18 protein-coding genes are annotated in these 16,299 nt (G+C 43.1%); all 18 read left to right on the top strand.

Features of this window, described 5'->3' with window-relative positions:
• The first annotated feature begins 2 nt into the window (after window positions 1-2).
• A complete protein-coding gene (locus tag JZ787_RS00440) occupies window positions 3-482 on the top strand; it encodes a hypothetical protein (protein ID WP_346311380.1) in 480 nt (159 codons plus the stop codon).
• Window positions 443-883, top strand: a complete 441-nt coding sequence (locus tag JZ787_RS00435) for a DUF1320 domain-containing protein (RefSeq protein WP_346311379.1) — start codon at window positions 443-445, stop codon at window positions 881-883. Before JZ787_RS00440 ends, JZ787_RS00435 begins: the two co-directional genes overlap by 40 nt.
• Window positions 884-885: 2 nt before the next feature.
• Window positions 886-1,326 carry a hypothetical protein gene (locus JZ787_RS00430; protein WP_346311378.1) on the top strand — a complete coding sequence of 147 codons (441 nt, stop codon included), beginning with the start codon at window positions 886-888 and terminating at the stop codon, window positions 1,324-1,326.
• Between the two features lie 7 nt (window positions 1,327-1,333).
• Window positions 1,334-1,513: a hypothetical protein gene (locus JZ787_RS00425; RefSeq protein WP_346311377.1), complete on the top strand. Its 180-nt coding sequence runs from the start codon at window positions 1,334-1,336 to the stop codon at window positions 1,511-1,513.
• A complete protein-coding gene (locus JZ787_RS00420) occupies window positions 1,506-2,249 on the top strand; it encodes a hypothetical protein (RefSeq protein ID WP_346311376.1) in 744 nt (247 codons plus the stop codon). Before JZ787_RS00425 ends, JZ787_RS00420 begins: the two co-directional genes overlap by 8 nt.
• A gap of 69 nt (window positions 2,250-2,318) precedes the next feature.
• Window positions 2,319-2,885: a hypothetical protein gene (locus JZ787_RS00415; RefSeq protein ID WP_346311375.1), complete on the top strand. Its 567-nt coding sequence runs from the start codon at window positions 2,319-2,321 to the stop codon at window positions 2,883-2,885.
• A gap of 70 nt (window positions 2,886-2,955) precedes the next feature.
• A complete protein-coding gene (locus tag JZ787_RS00410) occupies window positions 2,956-3,234 on the top strand; it encodes a hypothetical protein (protein ID WP_346311374.1) in 279 nt (92 codons plus the stop codon).
• A gap of 13 nt (window positions 3,235-3,247) precedes the next feature.
• Window positions 3,248-3,475, top strand: a complete 228-nt coding sequence (locus JZ787_RS00405) for a hypothetical protein (RefSeq protein ID WP_168159650.1) — start codon at window positions 3,248-3,250, stop codon at window positions 3,473-3,475.
• 83 nt (window positions 3,476-3,558) lie between these two features.
• The gene (locus tag JZ787_RS00400) at window positions 3,559-6,669 is read left to right on the top strand and encodes a tape measure protein (protein WP_346311373.1); all 3,111 of its coding nucleotides are present in this window, start codon (window positions 3,559-3,561) and stop codon (window positions 6,667-6,669) included.
• Window positions 6,669-7,082 carry a hypothetical protein gene (locus tag JZ787_RS00395; RefSeq protein WP_346311372.1) on the top strand — a complete coding sequence of 138 codons (414 nt, stop codon included), beginning with the start codon at window positions 6,669-6,671 and terminating at the stop codon, window positions 7,080-7,082. The genes JZ787_RS00400 and JZ787_RS00395 overlap by 1 nt, the downstream gene beginning before the upstream one ends.
• Window positions 7,072-10,683: a hypothetical protein gene (locus JZ787_RS00390; protein ID WP_346311371.1), complete on the top strand. Its 3,612-nt coding sequence runs from the start codon at window positions 7,072-7,074 to the stop codon at window positions 10,681-10,683. Before JZ787_RS00395 ends, JZ787_RS00390 begins: the two co-directional genes overlap by 11 nt.
• A 67-nt stretch (window positions 10,684-10,750) precedes the next feature.
• Window positions 10,751-12,055 carry a hypothetical protein gene (locus JZ787_RS00385; protein WP_346311370.1) on the top strand — a complete coding sequence of 435 codons (1,305 nt, stop codon included), beginning with the start codon at window positions 10,751-10,753 and terminating at the stop codon, window positions 12,053-12,055.
• Window positions 12,056-12,337, top strand: a complete 282-nt coding sequence (locus tag JZ787_RS00380; protein WP_346311369.1) for a carboxypeptidase regulatory-like domain-containing protein — start codon at window positions 12,056-12,058, stop codon at window positions 12,335-12,337. It begins immediately after the preceding gene.
• The gene (locus tag JZ787_RS00375; RefSeq protein ID WP_339400688.1) at window positions 12,334-12,723 is read left to right on the top strand and encodes a hypothetical protein; all 390 of its coding nucleotides are present in this window, start codon (window positions 12,334-12,336) and stop codon (window positions 12,721-12,723) included. The genes JZ787_RS00380 and JZ787_RS00375 overlap by 4 nt, the downstream gene beginning before the upstream one ends.
• Window positions 12,724-12,732: 9 nt before the next feature.
• Entirely contained in the window at window positions 12,733-14,628 is a 1,896-nt protein-coding gene (locus JZ787_RS00370; protein WP_346311368.1) for a hypothetical protein, read from the top strand.
• Window positions 14,621-14,851 (top strand): hypothetical protein, encoded by a 231-nt coding sequence (locus JZ787_RS00365; protein ID WP_346311367.1) that lies wholly within the window; start codon window positions 14,621-14,623, stop codon window positions 14,849-14,851. The genes JZ787_RS00370 and JZ787_RS00365 overlap by 8 nt, the downstream gene beginning before the upstream one ends.
• A gap of 64 nt (window positions 14,852-14,915) precedes the next feature.
• Window positions 14,916-15,287, top strand: coding sequence for a hypothetical protein (locus JZ787_RS00360; RefSeq protein WP_279687474.1), 372 nt, complete (start codon window positions 14,916-14,918; stop codon window positions 15,285-15,287).
• Window positions 15,288-15,298: 11 nt separating this feature from the next.
• Window positions 15,299-15,877, top strand: a complete 579-nt coding sequence (locus JZ787_RS00355) for a lysozyme (protein ID WP_346311366.1) — start codon at window positions 15,299-15,301, stop codon at window positions 15,875-15,877.
• Window positions 15,878-16,299: the final 422 nt, after the last annotated feature.

Below are 16,299 nucleotides of genomic sequence, written 5' to 3'. Positions count from 1 at the left end.
ATATGGTCACTATAAAGACAAGCATTGATGTGAGTGACGATGGTTCGTTAGATCGATTTATTAAAAATGCTGAAAAGATTGGTGGCCATGTTGAGGTTGGTTGGCTGGGCAATAAAAACCACATCAGCAAAGGTGATGGAAAGCGAACCATTACCATGGCTGATTTGGCTGCCATACATATCTACGGCACTGATCATATTCCAGCACGTGATCCTCTTACACCTGCCATTGAGCAAAACCAAGATAAGTACCGCAACATGATTGAACGTAGCGTAGTACCAATTCTGGAAGGCGCGATGGATATCAGTAGTCTATGGCAGTTCATAGGTATGGAAGCACAAGCGGATATTCAGCAGTACATGGTCAACGGTAAATTTGCACCGCTGAGTCCAAAGACTATTAAACGTAAAGGTAGTAGCAAGCCGCTCATTGATTCAGGTCAATGGCGTCAGGGTACAACCTACATTGTATCGAAGGATTAATCATGACTTACATTGACCGAACGGACCTGGTAAATGCTTTTGGCGAGGTGGAGATCTCACGTTTGGAGTTCAACATCACCAAGAGCAATGAACAGGTTGAGCAGGCAAAGGCTTCTACAGCAGCAATTATTTCAGCCTCTAATGAGGCTGATAGCTACTTGTCAGTTAGCTACGATCTGCCTTTACCCAGTGTCCCAGATTCACTTAAAACCAAAGTGTGCGATGTGGCTCGTTATTTGATGTACAAAGATAGGCCCACTGAAGAAGTTGAAGCGCGGTACAACAAGGCAATTTCTTACTTTAAGGACTTGTCTGCAGGCCGAGCTAAACTTGTATTCCCAATCCCACCTGCAGGTGATCAAGGTAAACCTTCGTTCATCTCAGGCATTTTTGTGGTGTAACTATGAGTGAAAGTTACTTTGCGCTTGAACCAGTAATTGTGAAAGCGCTCCAGGACAACATCCCTGAAATCAAAACAATCCATACACCATTCAATATTGAAGAAATGCTCGGAATTACCAACGAAGAGGTTGCTCTGAGCGTTATTTATTTTGATGACCGGGTTGCTGGGAATGCAGGTCAAGGGCAAGTAAGTACGATTTATCAGCAATGGTTAGTCGTATTGAGTGTTCGAGATGCTTCATCGCAATTGCAGCAAACAAATGCAATTCGTGAATTAGCAGCTCCGCATATCCAAAAGGTTTTAAAGGTTATGAGTGGCCTTGATCCTGAAATTGCTGGATTTGACGTTTTTAAGCGTACTAATAGTCCTGTGCGTAGCGGCGGCCAAACTGGTCACTTTTATTTCCCTATGATGTTTGAATGCTTAATGTTTAACAATTAGGAACCTTATGAAAACGCAATATAAAGCCCTAAAGCCGATTGGTCCTTGGGTGAAAGATCAAATTGTGGGCGATCTTCCACAAGAAAAAATTAAACAGCTTTTAGAGGATGGCGTGATTGAAGCAATCAAACCTGAGGCAAAAGTAGAAGCTAAACCAAAAACAAAAGAGGTGCCTGCGAATGGCTAAGAAGTATATTTCATTGCGTGGTAAATTCTCTCTTGCCCCAATTGTTGAAGGTGTTGTGGGCGCAATGCGAGAGCTTGGCAACATCCCTGACTTTACGCTCGAAATCACTGCTGACAAAATTGAGCATACCGAGTCCATGTCAGGTGATGATACGACTGATTTAGTGCTATACAACACTACCGCAGTTTCGTTCAGTGGCACACTTGAGCAGGTTGATGCTGATAACCTGGCATATATCCTGTCAGGTAAAAATGTCGAAGTTACGACCAAAACCGTAGCTGACCATGATTTAGGTGCGGTCACCAAAGGTCAGAAGATTAAGCTTGATGGTTTTAATTTGACTGTACCAACCGTGACTGATGGAGCATCAACACCAGTTCCTATTGAATCAACGAAATATAAGCTAGATGCGGTTTATGGCACTATCGAATTCCTTGATGATCTGCCAAAAGTTGTGATTGGCTATACCACTGGCGCCGTGACACATACTACGATCGCATCTGACTTTGGTGCTGAATATGCATTGTTCTTTGAAGGTATTGATAAGATCAGCAAAGACAAAGTGTTCTTAGCTCTACATCGCACAGTAAAAACACCAGATTCAAGCTTTGGCTTGATTCATGAAGAATTTGGTTCTTACGAAATCAGCGGTGATGCCTTGGGTGATCTGACCAAAGACAAAGATGGTGCACTTGGCTTATATGGCTATTACACCCAAATCCCTAAAGCTGCATAAACACATACAGGCACTTAAACAGGATGTATTAAGCATTTTTTTTGTGCCTGTACTTTTTGAGATTTCATCATGAATGATTTTTTTATAGCTTCAAATCGGCCTGTCAAAGTAGGTGAGCTACCCGTGCACCAGCTGCAGATGCATAACTTTGATGAGTGGTCGGGTGAAGCGCAGGTCATTAAAGATTTTTTGAATAATCATCCAGATGGAACCACACAAATGATCTTTGATGCTCATTCGTTTGAATCGACTCAATTGATAGCCCATTGTTTGCAATACAGTATTGAACAGGTCATCGATCTATTTAAGAAAGAGGGCTCACTCAATGTCTTGTTGTTGGATGCTGTGATCAAAGTGAATGATGCATTCTTCACCGAGCCGAAACCTAAACATCGGGACGATGTAGATCCGCGTAAAAAGAGTAGTTGGTTTGATGTATTTCAGCTTCTCGTATCCAATGGCCACTCACATGAAAGCATCATGCAAATGAGCTATGGTTCATTCCGACACTACCTTAAAGCAGCTCAAAAAGCCGAAAGAATTAAGATGCGTAATTTAGCGATCGCAACTAGGGCGCAGAACGCAATCAATAAGAAGTTCAATGAATTCATTAAGAGTCTTGAGAAAGAACAATAATTTTCACATTGTGATGTGAATTTGAGCACGTTATGATTTAGCCGTTAAATATAAATAACTGGGTAAATTCATGAAAAAATTACTAATTACAGCTGCTTTGATGTCTGTTTGTACATTAGCAAATGCGAATTTAGCAGGGGCAAGCATTAACGGTAAGCAAGTTCGTAAAGGCCAAAGCTATGGCGAAGTCGTTGCAGCCGCAGGCCAGCCAGTATCACATTTTGATTATGTTAAAAATGTGGGTGGTAAAGACGTTTCAGTGCGTGAATTAAGCTATGTCGATGGTAGTAAAACTTTCACTGTTGTAATTGAAGATGGCAAAGTTACTACTATTCGTAGTGGGCGTTAAGGGGAATACTGAAATGGCAACTAAAGTAGCCCAACAAATGATGTTTTGTAAGTCATGCGGTAAGCAAACCCTTCATCAAAAGAACATCAAAGAAATGAGTTGGCTGATGCATCTAGTCTTAACAATATTTACCGGAGGGATTTGGTTAATTATCTGGGTATTCATACTTCTATGGCATATGATTGCCAAACCAGCTTCAGCCGTAGCAAATCGTTGGGTTTGTTCTCAATGCGGTAAGTAATCAAGGCACCTCAGGGTGCTTTTTTAATGCCTATATTTAACCACCTCAAGGTGGTTTTTTTATACCTGAAAATTGAGGTCATGATGTCTGGAAAAAACTTAACTTTTAAACTCATCATGGATGGTGATAGCAGGGGGCTTATTGCTGCTGCCAAGCAGTCTGAAAGCGTTACTAAAAAGGTTTTTGAATCGATTAAAACTGAGGCAGATCAATTGAAGCAGTCCAGTGCTGCTACTGCTCTTGCTCTTGGGAATATTGTTCCAGAGAAAAGTAAAGAATTGGCAGATGGCCTAACCAAATCTTTAAGCGGTGCAACCCAGATTATTCGTGATGCTGGAGATAACGCTAAAAGTGCTGCAAGTAACTTTACTGATTTTGGTAATAAGTCTGTAAAAGCTTTGGCATTCTTAAAATCAGATTTAGAAAAAGCAAAGATTAGACTTGAGGCCTTTTCAAAAACAAAAGCTACTCCTGCAGATATTGAGATTGCTCAAAAAGAAGTAGATCAACTTGAGAGAGAGGTTCAACAAGCTGAAAGTGCATTTATTGATTTTCACACAGAAGTAGGTAAGGCAAATAATTCTTTAAAGCATACGGATATAGCAGCGCAAACCGCACAGAAGGGATTGAATGGTGCAAAGTTTGCTGTAAATGCTCTTGCTGCAGGTATGGCTACGCTAGGTGTTGGGGTTGGAATACGTGAATTAAGCCAAGTATCAGACTCCTACACCAATCTTTCTGCAAGAATCAATATTGCGACTAAGGATGGTGGTGACTTTAGGTCTGCAATGGTTGGCGTGCACCAAGTTGCTTTGATGACAAACTCAAGCTTGAGTGCTACAGGTGACTTATTCACGAGATTAAACGCTGTTGGCAAAGACTTGGGGATGACCCAGCAGAGTTCCCTTGATTTAACCAAGACCATCAATCAAGCAATTCAAATCAGTGGTGTATCTGCACAAGCTAGTGAGGCATTTACACAGCAATTCATCCAGAGCATGCAGCAAGGTACGCTTCGTGGTGAAGAATACAACTCCATGATGGAAAATGGTTTTGGAGTTGCGGAGGCGTTAGCCAAGGGTTTGGGTGTCACCACTGGTGAACTTAAGAATATTGCTGACAATGGAGAGCTTGGCGCAGAGCGTGTCTATAAGGCCCTTTTGAGTCAAAAGGATGCAGTTCAACAAACCTTTGATCAATTCCCAACAACTATTGGAAATGCGTTACAGCGTATCTCCACTAGCTGGGAGATCCTCATTGGTAAGATGGATCAGTCTAATGGTGCGAGTGCAACAGTTGCGGACTGGTTAGTCACTATCGCAGACAATATGGATGTTGTTGAAAGCTTATTAAATGATATTGGGATAGGATTTATTTGGGTTGGTAACCAATTTAAGAGAATTGATACAACTACGATTATTGCCTTAAAAACTGCCCTAACCAGTATTTATGAAGCAATCAAAACACTAGGTGAAACCTTGGGTGAAGCTTTTGTTATGACTCTCGATATCCTAAATGATGTACTAAGCGGCTTATATGATTTCAATAACGGAATCGATGAGGCAAGTTCTAAAACGAATGGCCTTACCAAGGTACTTCAAACTTTTAATGTTGCCATTGGTTTTGTTAGTGATGGGTTTAAAGGAATTCAAATTGCTGCAAATCTATTTGTTGGAATTATTTATGATTTAGCAGCTGCTTGGGTGCAGTTAGTTTCAAAATTCACATGGGGTGATGTTAAGCAGCAAGCTATTGCTGATATGGATGCAATGGCGACTAAGGCTCAGGAGTACTACAAGAAAGCTTCAGATGGTGCCTTAGAGTTTAAATCCAAAGGTGTGCAAGCTCTTGATGAGATCGGTAAAACCCAAGATCAGAAAAACGCAGAAAATCTGGCTCAATCCAAAGCAACCTTGGATCAAATGCTTGCTAATCAGCAGTCCGACTTGATTGGCAAGAAAGTCACCGAAGATGAAAAGTTAAAGGCCGTTACGGCTTATGCTGAAGCTGCTATTGCTGCGAATAAAGGTGTCATGGATGGCATGATGCAGGCGGATCTAATAGCGAAAGGCTATATGGTCACCATGGATCAAGCTGGAAAAATTTCAGTACAAGCGTTCAACCAAGCCGCTGATAGTGCGAATAACACTGGTAAAGCACTCGTACAAGCACGTAAAGGTGCTGAGGCTTTGGGTGTTGATCTTGATATTGCCCTCAACCGTGTTTCTGAAAAATTTGCTTCTAACCAAAATCACTTGACCAATTACGCAAATGGATTTGATGAGCTAGGTTTAAAAGGCGAGCAGGCAACCAATGCACTTTACGCAGGTTGGGAAAAGTGGGTAGCGGGTGCTAAATCACAAGTCGAGCTTGATGCAGCCAAAGCTAAGCTTCAATCGTTTGGCGAACAAGGCAAATTATCAACATCACAAGTTGAGATGGGCTTGCAAGCCATTAAGCGTGCTAGTCAGGAATTGCCTGCCGCTCTAAGTCCTGCTGAAGCAGCAATGGAGCGACTTGGAATTAAATCCAAAGAGCAACTGAAATTGGCTGCGGAAAATGCCTTAACTGACCTCGATACCGTAATGAAAAGCGGTGAAGCAACTCAAGAGGGTTTGCAAAAAGCTTATGAAGAAACTGTGCGATTGGCTCAAGCATCTGGTAATGCTCAAGTCATGGCTGCTGCGAATGCCAAAGCTGCTTATTTAGGTCTTGAAGTCCAACTAGATGCCACAGGAAAAGCCACGGTTACTAAACTGGGTGAGATCCAGAAAGCAGCAATCGAAACTCAGCGCACTGTGAGTCAAGTCAGCCAATCTACCGCACGGGAGCAACCGGAAATCAGTGCTGAGCAAAAAGCTACCAATGACCACTGGGATGATTTCAAAGCCAAGATGAAAGCGCGTACGGATGAGCTGAATACCAAATCACAAGCTCGTGGTTCAGGTGGTGGTAATGCTTCATTACTGTCGAACGGTGGTGATCCTGTTCAGCAAATTCCATTAATGCCTGATGCCCCACTTATTGCGACTTCATTCGATATACAAGGAATTGAAAACATGCAACCGACTGAGAAGAAAGTGCTTGAATTGCAATCTGGTGGTAAAGCGGCAGAGCTACAAGGTACGCCTGAAGCAGTAGATAGTGTTGAAGAGATGCTTCGTGAATTTGAAATGCTTAAACGGAGTATGTAATGAAGTTAATTCGTAAAACTACAGGAGAAACCATCCAACTTGAGGATGGTTTTTTTTGGTCTGATGAAAACTGGTCTGAGATCGAGCAGAACCAGGAGTATGCCATCAGTGGTGCCTTGATTATTCAAGAGGGGCGCAAGCAAGCAGGTCGACCAATCACATTGCAGCCAGCCAATAAAACTAAAGGCTGGATCAAGCTGGTCGACCTGAACACGCTTCGTTTATGGCAGAACCTGCAGGAGCAATTCAAGCTTCAGTTTGAGTGGCCACATGACCAGCGTGAGTTCAATGTGATTTGGAATCATAAAGATGGTGCGCTTGAAAGCTCTACAGTCAAAGGCACCCCAGCAACATCACTTGATACTTATTTTAACGTCACCATGCGATTCATTGAGGTAAGCGATGACAATTGAAACCAATAATTTAAAGCTCCTTGAGTCAGAACGCATTCGTACAGATGCCGATGATGGCGGGGGTAAATACTCAGGCCGTGAAATTGTCGACGGTCAGAGTAATAACCTATTCAATGATATTTCAGAGATGGATCGAACCACGGGCCGTACTTCTATCCAAAAGATCTATGCTGCGGTGGATACTGCTGATACCGATGCATTGATGGGGGCGACAGTATTCATCTCTCAAAATGCGCAAGATCCGAATGTGTCCGCCGTGTTATTCAGTACGGATAGCTGGACGGATGAGCGTAAAGAGGCGCAGAACCGCATTGAAAACTATAATGCCAAGGGTGCACAGATTGCCGGCACACCGTTGGACACGCATTGGAAAGGTATGAAGTCACTACAAGTGGCCATGTTTCCCCAGGAAGCGGAAAGCGCTATAGGTACATCAATTGTATTGATCTCAAATGAGGGTAAAGCCTTAGAGATTGAGCAATTCCTGCGGATCACTGAGGTGTCGACAAGAACAGCTTATGTGATGGTCGATGGCAAACAAGTGGAATATAAGATTGCCACTTATGGCCTCAGTGATGCATTGAAAGCCGATTTTCTGGGGTTATCTGCGAAGCAGTGGTATAGCGGGGAAAAGAGCACTACCATCATCCGTGACACCATTGTGGCCGATACAGGTAAGTATTACTCCAGTGCGAATCTCAAAGAGACAGCACAAGTCGGTGATTATTCGGTGGTTGCAGAGGATGTGTATACGCAGTTGGTTCCCTCGGCTCAGACTGAAACCCCCATGGTGAATATCAATGCCGCAGGTGATTCTGTGGCATTTGTTAAAGCTAAAGATGGGGTTCTGTCCAAGACTTTTAACAATGTCACCATTAATACTCTGTCGAGCCTATATCTCGGCTCATCCATCATGCCGAAGTCAGTAGAGTTTACTTTATTTGGCTCAGCGATTAGCGACGTCGGTGGTGAACTTAAAAATGCCGCAGGTACATCCATTGGTACCATCAACTATCAAAACGGTTCGATTGCGTGGAATGCAAGCGCGGGGACAGGAACTACCAACCTCACGATTAACTTTATGCCTGCAGCAGCGGTGACAGCCCCTGTTGAGTCTGATCTGATTTATGTGAATCAGGAGAACATCGGTTTTAACTGGATCCGTAACCTGGTCCCATTGCCATCACCGGGTAGTTTGCAAGTGTCGTACCTGGTGCAGAATCAGGTCTACACGCTTCGAGACAATGGTGCAGGGCAATTACGCGGTGCAGATTCATCCTTCGGATCAGGCAGCATTGATTACGATACCGGTACCATGTCACTCACTACGGGTGAACTTGCAGATGTCGGCAGTTCAATCTTGATGACGTGGAGCAATATGATCACGGCTCAGGAGCGCTCAGGATTAACCATCAACAAAGCCTATATTGAGATCCCTGTGAATGACTCGATTGTGGCAGGCTCCCTAACCGTTGACTGGTTATTGAATGGGGTGACTAAGACAGCAACGGATAATGGCCAAGGGCAATTTACAGGTGATGCCACAGGGACCATTGATTATGCGGATGGTATCGCCAAGCTGATGCCGACCTTATTACCCAATGGCGGTACCACGTTTAATGTATCAGGTCAGAAAGGCACTAAGTCTTCAATTCAAGTGACTGCAGTACCCACCAGTGGCAGCATTTCAATTGAATTGGACAATGGCTCTGCTGCGTTGATCCCTAAGTCTGTGAAAGTCCGTGTACCTGTCAAGTATATGAACTATTTAGGTGAGGTTGAACTGCGTGATATGCCGATCAATGCGACCACAGGGCGTTTAATCAATGGTGCAGGTCAGCAACAAGGCACGATCAACTATGCGTCTCGTAGCATGAGTATCACTCCAAGCACATCACTTGAAGCGATTGAGCGTGAGAAGATTATGCAGCCGTTTTATGGCAAATATAATACCTCTCAAGAAGCGATTGCCGCAGGTATGTTGGGGATGACCATTAAGTATGAAAATACCAGTGAGACGCATACCCTAAGCCTGAATGAAGTGGCGACTGCGGTGACAGTAAGCGTCTCGTATCGAGATAGTTCAGCGGCTCAGTCGTGGTCGGATACCGTCATTGGTTCTGTGCTAAAAACGGATTTAACAGAAGGCTTTGCTGAGCAGATTCTTGCAGGTTCGGTTCGCTTTACACTGGCTGATTCAACCTATGTCGATAAACTTGGATCACTGTATCGTAATCCATCAGTGACCACGGGTGCGGGAACAGTAGCCGGCCAGATCCACTATGGTAATGGTGCGGTCGAATTATCCGCTTGGGATGTGGGCGGGGCGAATAATCCAACCTTAGAGACCTTGGTGACTCAACTTGAAAGTGTGCAGACTAACCAAGTCTCATACCGTGCACCAATGATCCCGATCCGAGCGCAGTCCTTAACGCTGTCTGCAACCAAGGTGGAAGGTGGTGTGTTGAATATCATCCCTGATGGCTCGGGTACCATTGATACAGCGGAATGCGATGGCTTCTTTAACTTTGACCAAGGTTATGGCCAGTTTGTTTTTCGACAAAAGATTGAAGTGACCAGTGCTAACCGTGCTGAAATTATGGCGCAGGATTGGTATGTAGCTGAGCTGGAATATAGCAAGGATGCCAAGCAGTGGATTCATAAGCCTATCATGGTTCTACCTGAATCCATCAAATATAGTGCAGTCGGTTATAGCTATATCCCAATTGATGCTGAGTTGTTGGGCCTGTCTGCTGTACGTCTGCCGATTGATGGTCGAGTACCAATTTTTCGATCAGGAGAGATTGGGATTGTGAGTGCAAGCAAGTCGCAGGAATTACCTGATTATATTGCTGGCCAAACCTATCCATTGAATGATGCACGGATCTCTTGGTGTGAACTTGAAGATGCCGATGGCATTAAAATTCCATTTGATATGTACACAGTGGACTATGACTACGGCAAAGTGACTTTAAATGGTGATTTTGCCTTAGGTAATTTAACCCCACCCATTTCAATACTATATCGCTATCAAGATATGGGTTTAGTTCGTGATGTCAAAATTAATGGTCAAGTGACTTTTACCAAACCACTAACCCACAACTATGATCCAGATCACACCATCGTCGGATCAGCACTGGTGATTGGTGATATGCAAGCGCGTTACACCCGTAAGTTTGTGCAATCGACTTGGGATAGCATTTGGACAGATGAGGCGGTGGGTGCAGCTATCTCAGCCAACTACAACGACACACTTTATCCGATTGCCGTCACCAATCAGGGCAATATTCAGGAGCGTTGGGCGATTGTATTTACAGGTAATACGTCCTTCCGAATCATTGGTGAAACTTCTGGCCAGATTGCTACAGGAGTCACGACTGAAGACTGCTCCCCAATCAACCCCGTCACTAATGCACCGTACTTCACTATCAAAAAGGAAGGTTGGGGCAATGGTTGGGCAAGTGGCAACGTACTGCGTTTTAATACCATTGCAGCCAATCACCCGATTTGGGTGATTCGCACGGTGAAGCAATCGGAACCTACCGTATTGTCTGATTCCTTCCAGATCATGCTGCGCGGTGACATTGACCGCATTATTTAAAGTATAGCTGCTTAACTTTTAATTCAAATATGACCGCTTTGGCGGTCTTTTTTTATGGGTAATCATAATGGTCGCAAGTACAGATATTAAGTTTTTCGTACATAGTAATAACAATGCACCACAACTACAAAATGCCTATGGTTCAATGATTGGTGTTTTGGATGCATGCTTGGTCAATGGGTTGAGTCTTGGACCAGTGTCGACACTGACAGCGGTTGGCACCACAGTAACAGCAGTATTTAGTACTGCTCACAACCTCATGCAATATCAGGTACTTAAAATCACTGGTGCGAATCAAGCTGAATACAATGGAGAGCATCGAATTTTAACAGTACCGAATGAAACGAGTGTGACCTTTCAATTGGCAACCGCTCCCAGCTTAACAACAGCTACAGGTGCAATGACTGCAACACTGCCGCCATTAGGTTGGGAAAAACCGTTTAGTAGTGTGAATGAAGCAGGTGGTGGAAAAGCAGCTTATCGCTCGAAGAATGTATTGCTGGCTAGTCGACCTTATTTACGCGTGGTAGATGAGCTGGATTCTGCATATTCAGCTACCTATGCCAAATATGCCAAGGTGGGCATTGTTGAGGATATGGCTGATATCAATACCTTGCTTGGGGTTCAAGCTCCGTTTGACGCAACCAGCCCTGATAAAAATTGGCAAGGTATCAATGGTGGCACAACTGCGACATCCTTTAATGGCTGGGCAAAGTGGTACTATGCCAGAGGAAATCATGCGGGCGTGTCTGGGAATCAGTTTGATATTACAGCACCTATTACAGGCATTCGATCATGGATGGTGATTGGAACTAAAGACTATTTTTATATCTTACCTTCACTGACTGGAGTGAATACCAATCAGGTGCTCTATGGCTTTGGCGCATTTGAATCACTCATAAACCCAGATAGTGCAAATAACTTTTTAGTTTGTTCAGATCGATATTTTTCTATATCAACATCTAATGGACCAGCAGCAAGTCTAGGAATGTATGCAACAAATACCGTAAATCAAGATTATTCTAATTTGCTGGTCCAACGTAAATATGACAATTCAGCAAAATACAACAATGCTCGATGCGGAAGCTTTTATGCACTCAATAGCTCATTTTACTCAGCAAGCCAAAACTATGTGGAGCCGTTTAATGGCGACGTCATTTTTTCACCCATCTATATTTTTGATTATTTTGAATATGGTGGAAACAAGGTTGTCACAAGAGGTAAGGCTCCTTTAATTAACTGGATCTTTAATACGAGTCCATATGTTGATCTTAGCTTTATTGAAAAAAATGGGAAAACCTATATGGCGAAGAGTCTTGCTGTGTCAGGTAGTACGCTTGGCCAAATCTTATTTGAGATTGGGGAGGTGTAAATGCTGGATCTAATACTCAGCTCAGCAAAATCGCAGAGCATTAACTACAGTCAACTCAAAGGACTCAGTATAAGGGGACAAGTAAAGAAAAAAAATGTTCCCATTCCTTGCCGAGTTCGCTTGCATGAAAGGCTCACAGGTTTGCTACTTCAAGAAAAAGCTACGGATCAAAATGGATATTATGAATTCGACCATCTGGTGAATATCAAATATTACCTAACGTCTTTTGATCCTAATGAGCAATTCAATGCCGTTATTCAAGACAATGTGGTGCCGAAATGACAGAACCCTCACATATTGTAAAAATGGTCATGCTACAGGCGATGGCGGCAAACTTAGATCAAGGCGATGGACATGCAACCATGGTGTATTACGATGGGGTTCGACCGGCATCTGAAGAGGTAGTTACTGATCCATCGGCACGTTTGGTTACGTTGACCTTGCCTAAGCCCTGTGTAAAGCAAGTCAATGAAAATTCAATTGAGCTCTACCCAAGCAATACAGCAATGGCAATTAAGACCTCCACCACAACTTGGGCACGTTTATACAATGCAGCAGGTCAAGCGGTAATTGACTTGGACATGGGGGGCGAGATTGAGCTAGATAGTTATGAGATTGTTTTGGGATCTACCCAGCAATTGGATGCGATATTTATTGAACCTGAGTAGAGGTGGTCAATGTCGAACTACACACCACCTGATGCACACAATCTAGAGTTAAATTTCACAGACGAGCAAAGTCCAATTGATAGCCATCATTTGGTTTTAAATTTTGGTGCTGACACGACGTTTTCAATTGCTCGAATCAAAGTCAAAACAGCTATTAAGTTTAGATCTACAGGAACCAATCTACGTCCAGTTGATAATCATGGCCGAGCAAAAATTCCAATCAGTTGCCGACTAAATCCGCGAATCTTGGGTTCATTTGATATCAATCATCTTCTAGGTGTGTCAAAAGGATTTCAGCATGTTTTTAAAAAGGCAGCACTTCGATTAATAAACGCAGAAACACCTTGGTTTAAATCAATTTTAAGAGTCTCAAATGAGGCTCTTTTTTTTGATCAAGGATTAGTGGTCAGTCATGGCAATGACATTGGCTTTCAGCGTGGACAAACTTTATCTGAATCCATCCATGCGGCGTTTGACCAGGGCGCGAATCTCAGTCGCAACCAAAGTGTGCGCTGGGAAGAAAACCTGAAGATTCGAATTGCGTGTGATGTGTATTTTGATGAATCGATCAAACTTCGATTGAACCGTGAATTCTCCCATCAGGAGATGATCCGAAAGCGGCGCAACATCTCTTATTCACACCAAGTCGCACATGTGTTTGAAAAGCATTTTAGCTTTGATTGGGATAAAGGCTTAGAGCTGGTCACGCAGGACGAAATTCCTTGGGATAAGGCCAAATCCATTCATTATCGCAAGCATCCGATTGAACCATGGCCAGAGCCTGAAACTCCTGAATATGAGGGTACAGGAGATCTTAATTTCATATGCCTATGCCATGAAGTGGATTCGCATGATGTTGTTCTCAACTTTGGTGCGGATGATTGCATCCCTGGCATACCAAATCGTAATTGGTGGTACATATTGAATAGTTTATCTGTGACACGCCTAGACAATGGCGTAGAGATTGAAGTTTATGACGGGAATTACAGTACCGATCGCAGTTGCTGGTGCTGGTCCTATAGTTTGACCGTACCGGCTGCTGAGATTGGCAAACTTGAGCCGATCAATGGCCAGCCTGTGATTTTAAAAATTATCGTGAATGGTACTGAGCATCAAATGTTGCTTGAGAACCGCCGCCGTTCTCGTAAGTTTGCCCAAGACACCTATACCTTAATTGGCCGCAGTCAAACCGCACTGCTTGCGGCACCCACTGCACCTTTACGCTCATTTTTACAAGAGAACGATCGAACCTCAGTCCAGTTATGCCAAGCAGAGCTTGATCGCGTGTTTAGCGATACGGTGCTGAATTGGCAGTTGATCGAAGCGCTGGGCTGGATTGTTGAGCGTGAATGCTTAAGTTATTCCAATTTAGCGCCGATGGATGCCATCAAGATGGTGGTTGAAAGTGGTGGTGGGTTTATTTATAGCGAAAAGGGCAGTAATACCCTGGCCATTAAACCGCTTTACAAAAAGACCTTCTGGGATGTGTTGTCGATCGTTGAATATGATCGTTTATTGCCTGAGTCTGTGGTAGTGAGTCAGTCCACGGATTATCAGATCTATCCTGATTACAACGGCATTACGCTGACCAATGACCGAAAGGCGCTGGTGGCTCAAGTGAAACGTACTGGAACCAGTGCCGATACCTTACTTCAGCCTGAAAACAATCCATTGTTTAACCATGTCAGCATGGGGGCATATGGCAAAGCCAAGCTTGCCAAAGCAGGGATGGTTGAAACTCATACCTACAGCATGCCGATTTCACCTGAAGTAGGTGAATGTGTGCCAGGAGAAGTGCTTGCCTTTAATACAGAGTGGTGGGGCATTGTAGATAGTGTCAGCGTGTCGTTCAGCCATGCGTTGGTCAATCAGACTGTGAAAGTGGAGCGTGTGAATCGTGAGTAATGCATTACAGCGTTTAATTGATTTACTGCCTACAGCTGCAGAGTTTGTAGGAACCATTACCAGTGTGGATCATCCCAATTACAAAGTGTTGGTAGTAGGTGGGTCAGGTTTAAACCTTGTCACCAGCTCAACACGTTACAACTTAGGAGCAACCGTATTTGTATCTGATGGTGAGATTAAACGACTCGTACCATTGGGTGAAGTGATTCAAATCGAAGTTTAAGTTTAGAAAAAGTGTATGGCGCTCATTAGAGCGCTTTTTTATTACCAAAAATTAGGAGTGGTCTATGAATGACCCATTAAGCATCAAGGGCCTACCATGGCTTTTTAAAATTATAGCTGCAGTGGTTGGGGCAATCTTTGCCCTGACATTATCAGGGGATATCGACACTGAAGGACGAATTAAAATCACCATGGGTGTGATTATGAAGTTCACCTTTAGCGTAGCAATTAGTCTGTATGGTGGTTCAGCATTCATTGAATATTATGGTTGGCATATCTACTCACATATGACGCAAGGTTTTGTGATGTTGATCTTTGCAATCTTCGGAATGTTGTTGATTGGCATCTGGTATCAAGCAATCCAGCTGTTACGTGGTAAAACCATTGGTGAATTAATCTTTGAAATTCGATCAGCTTTTAAAGCAATGTTTAAGTGAGTAAGTGAAAAATGAAACAGATATTTGATTTTTTAAGAAAGATCAGCGGCGGGACACTTACACAAAAACAAGTTGATGCTGCGAATCAAGTGATTGCAACGGCTACAGATTCAGTAGTGGCAGATATGTTGGGGCTTGCTATTGACCAGATGGCCGTTAGTCCTTTTGGTGTGGATCTCATCTGTGGTTTTGAGGGAAAGCGGCTTACTGCCTATGACGATGGGGTGGGAGTATGGACGATTGGTTTTGGTACCACGGTTTACCCGAACGGCATTAAAGTCAAGAAAGGTGATACATGCACTGAAGCACAGGCTAAGGCATACATGGCGTATGATTTAAAGAAATTTGAATCATCTGTAAATAATGCGGTGACTTTACCGCTTAATCAAAATCAGTTTGATGCACTGGTATCACTTGCTTATAACATCGGGACTAATGCATTCAGAGAATCGACTTTAGTTAAAAAGCTGAATGCCAATGATATTCGCGGTGCTGCGGATCAGTTCGATGTATGGGTGAATGCGGGCGGTAAACGCATGCAAGGGCTTGTGAATCGTCGAGTTAGAGAAAAGGCTTTGTTTCTATCATGATCAAAGTCTTAATGCTGTGCATCCTGCATTCAGGCTGCACAGCGCATTCGATTTCGACAAAAGTGTATGTCACTGCTTGTGTGCGGTGTGTGAATTGAAAAAGCTCTCTATCTAAATGATGGCTTTGGTATAAGTTTTATCGTGAGCGAAATAAGCGTTCTTAATTAATATATTGATACGACTAAAAATGTTTAAGCATCTGATTGATTTTGAATTTAATTACTTATCAATAGATGCAGTAATAAAGTTTGCAGGGTGGTAGGAGCTTTGTATATGGGAAAAAATCATCATTCCCGAAACTAAAAAAACTAGAATTGTTATTACAGAGTTATAAAATCGCATTCATTACTTATCAATATTGCTGAGCTTCAGAGTAACAACATCTTACTGTATTTACAATAAAGGTTTAATTTTATTGTAAA

The organism is Acinetobacter sp. BWR-L5 (genome assembly GCF_039655985.1).
Classification (GTDB): Bacteria; Pseudomonadota; Gammaproteobacteria; order Pseudomonadales; family Moraxellaceae; genus Acinetobacter; species Acinetobacter johnsonii.
The sequence above is the reverse complement of the archived record's forward strand: the minus strand, read 5'-3'. Positions and strand labels throughout refer to the sequence as shown.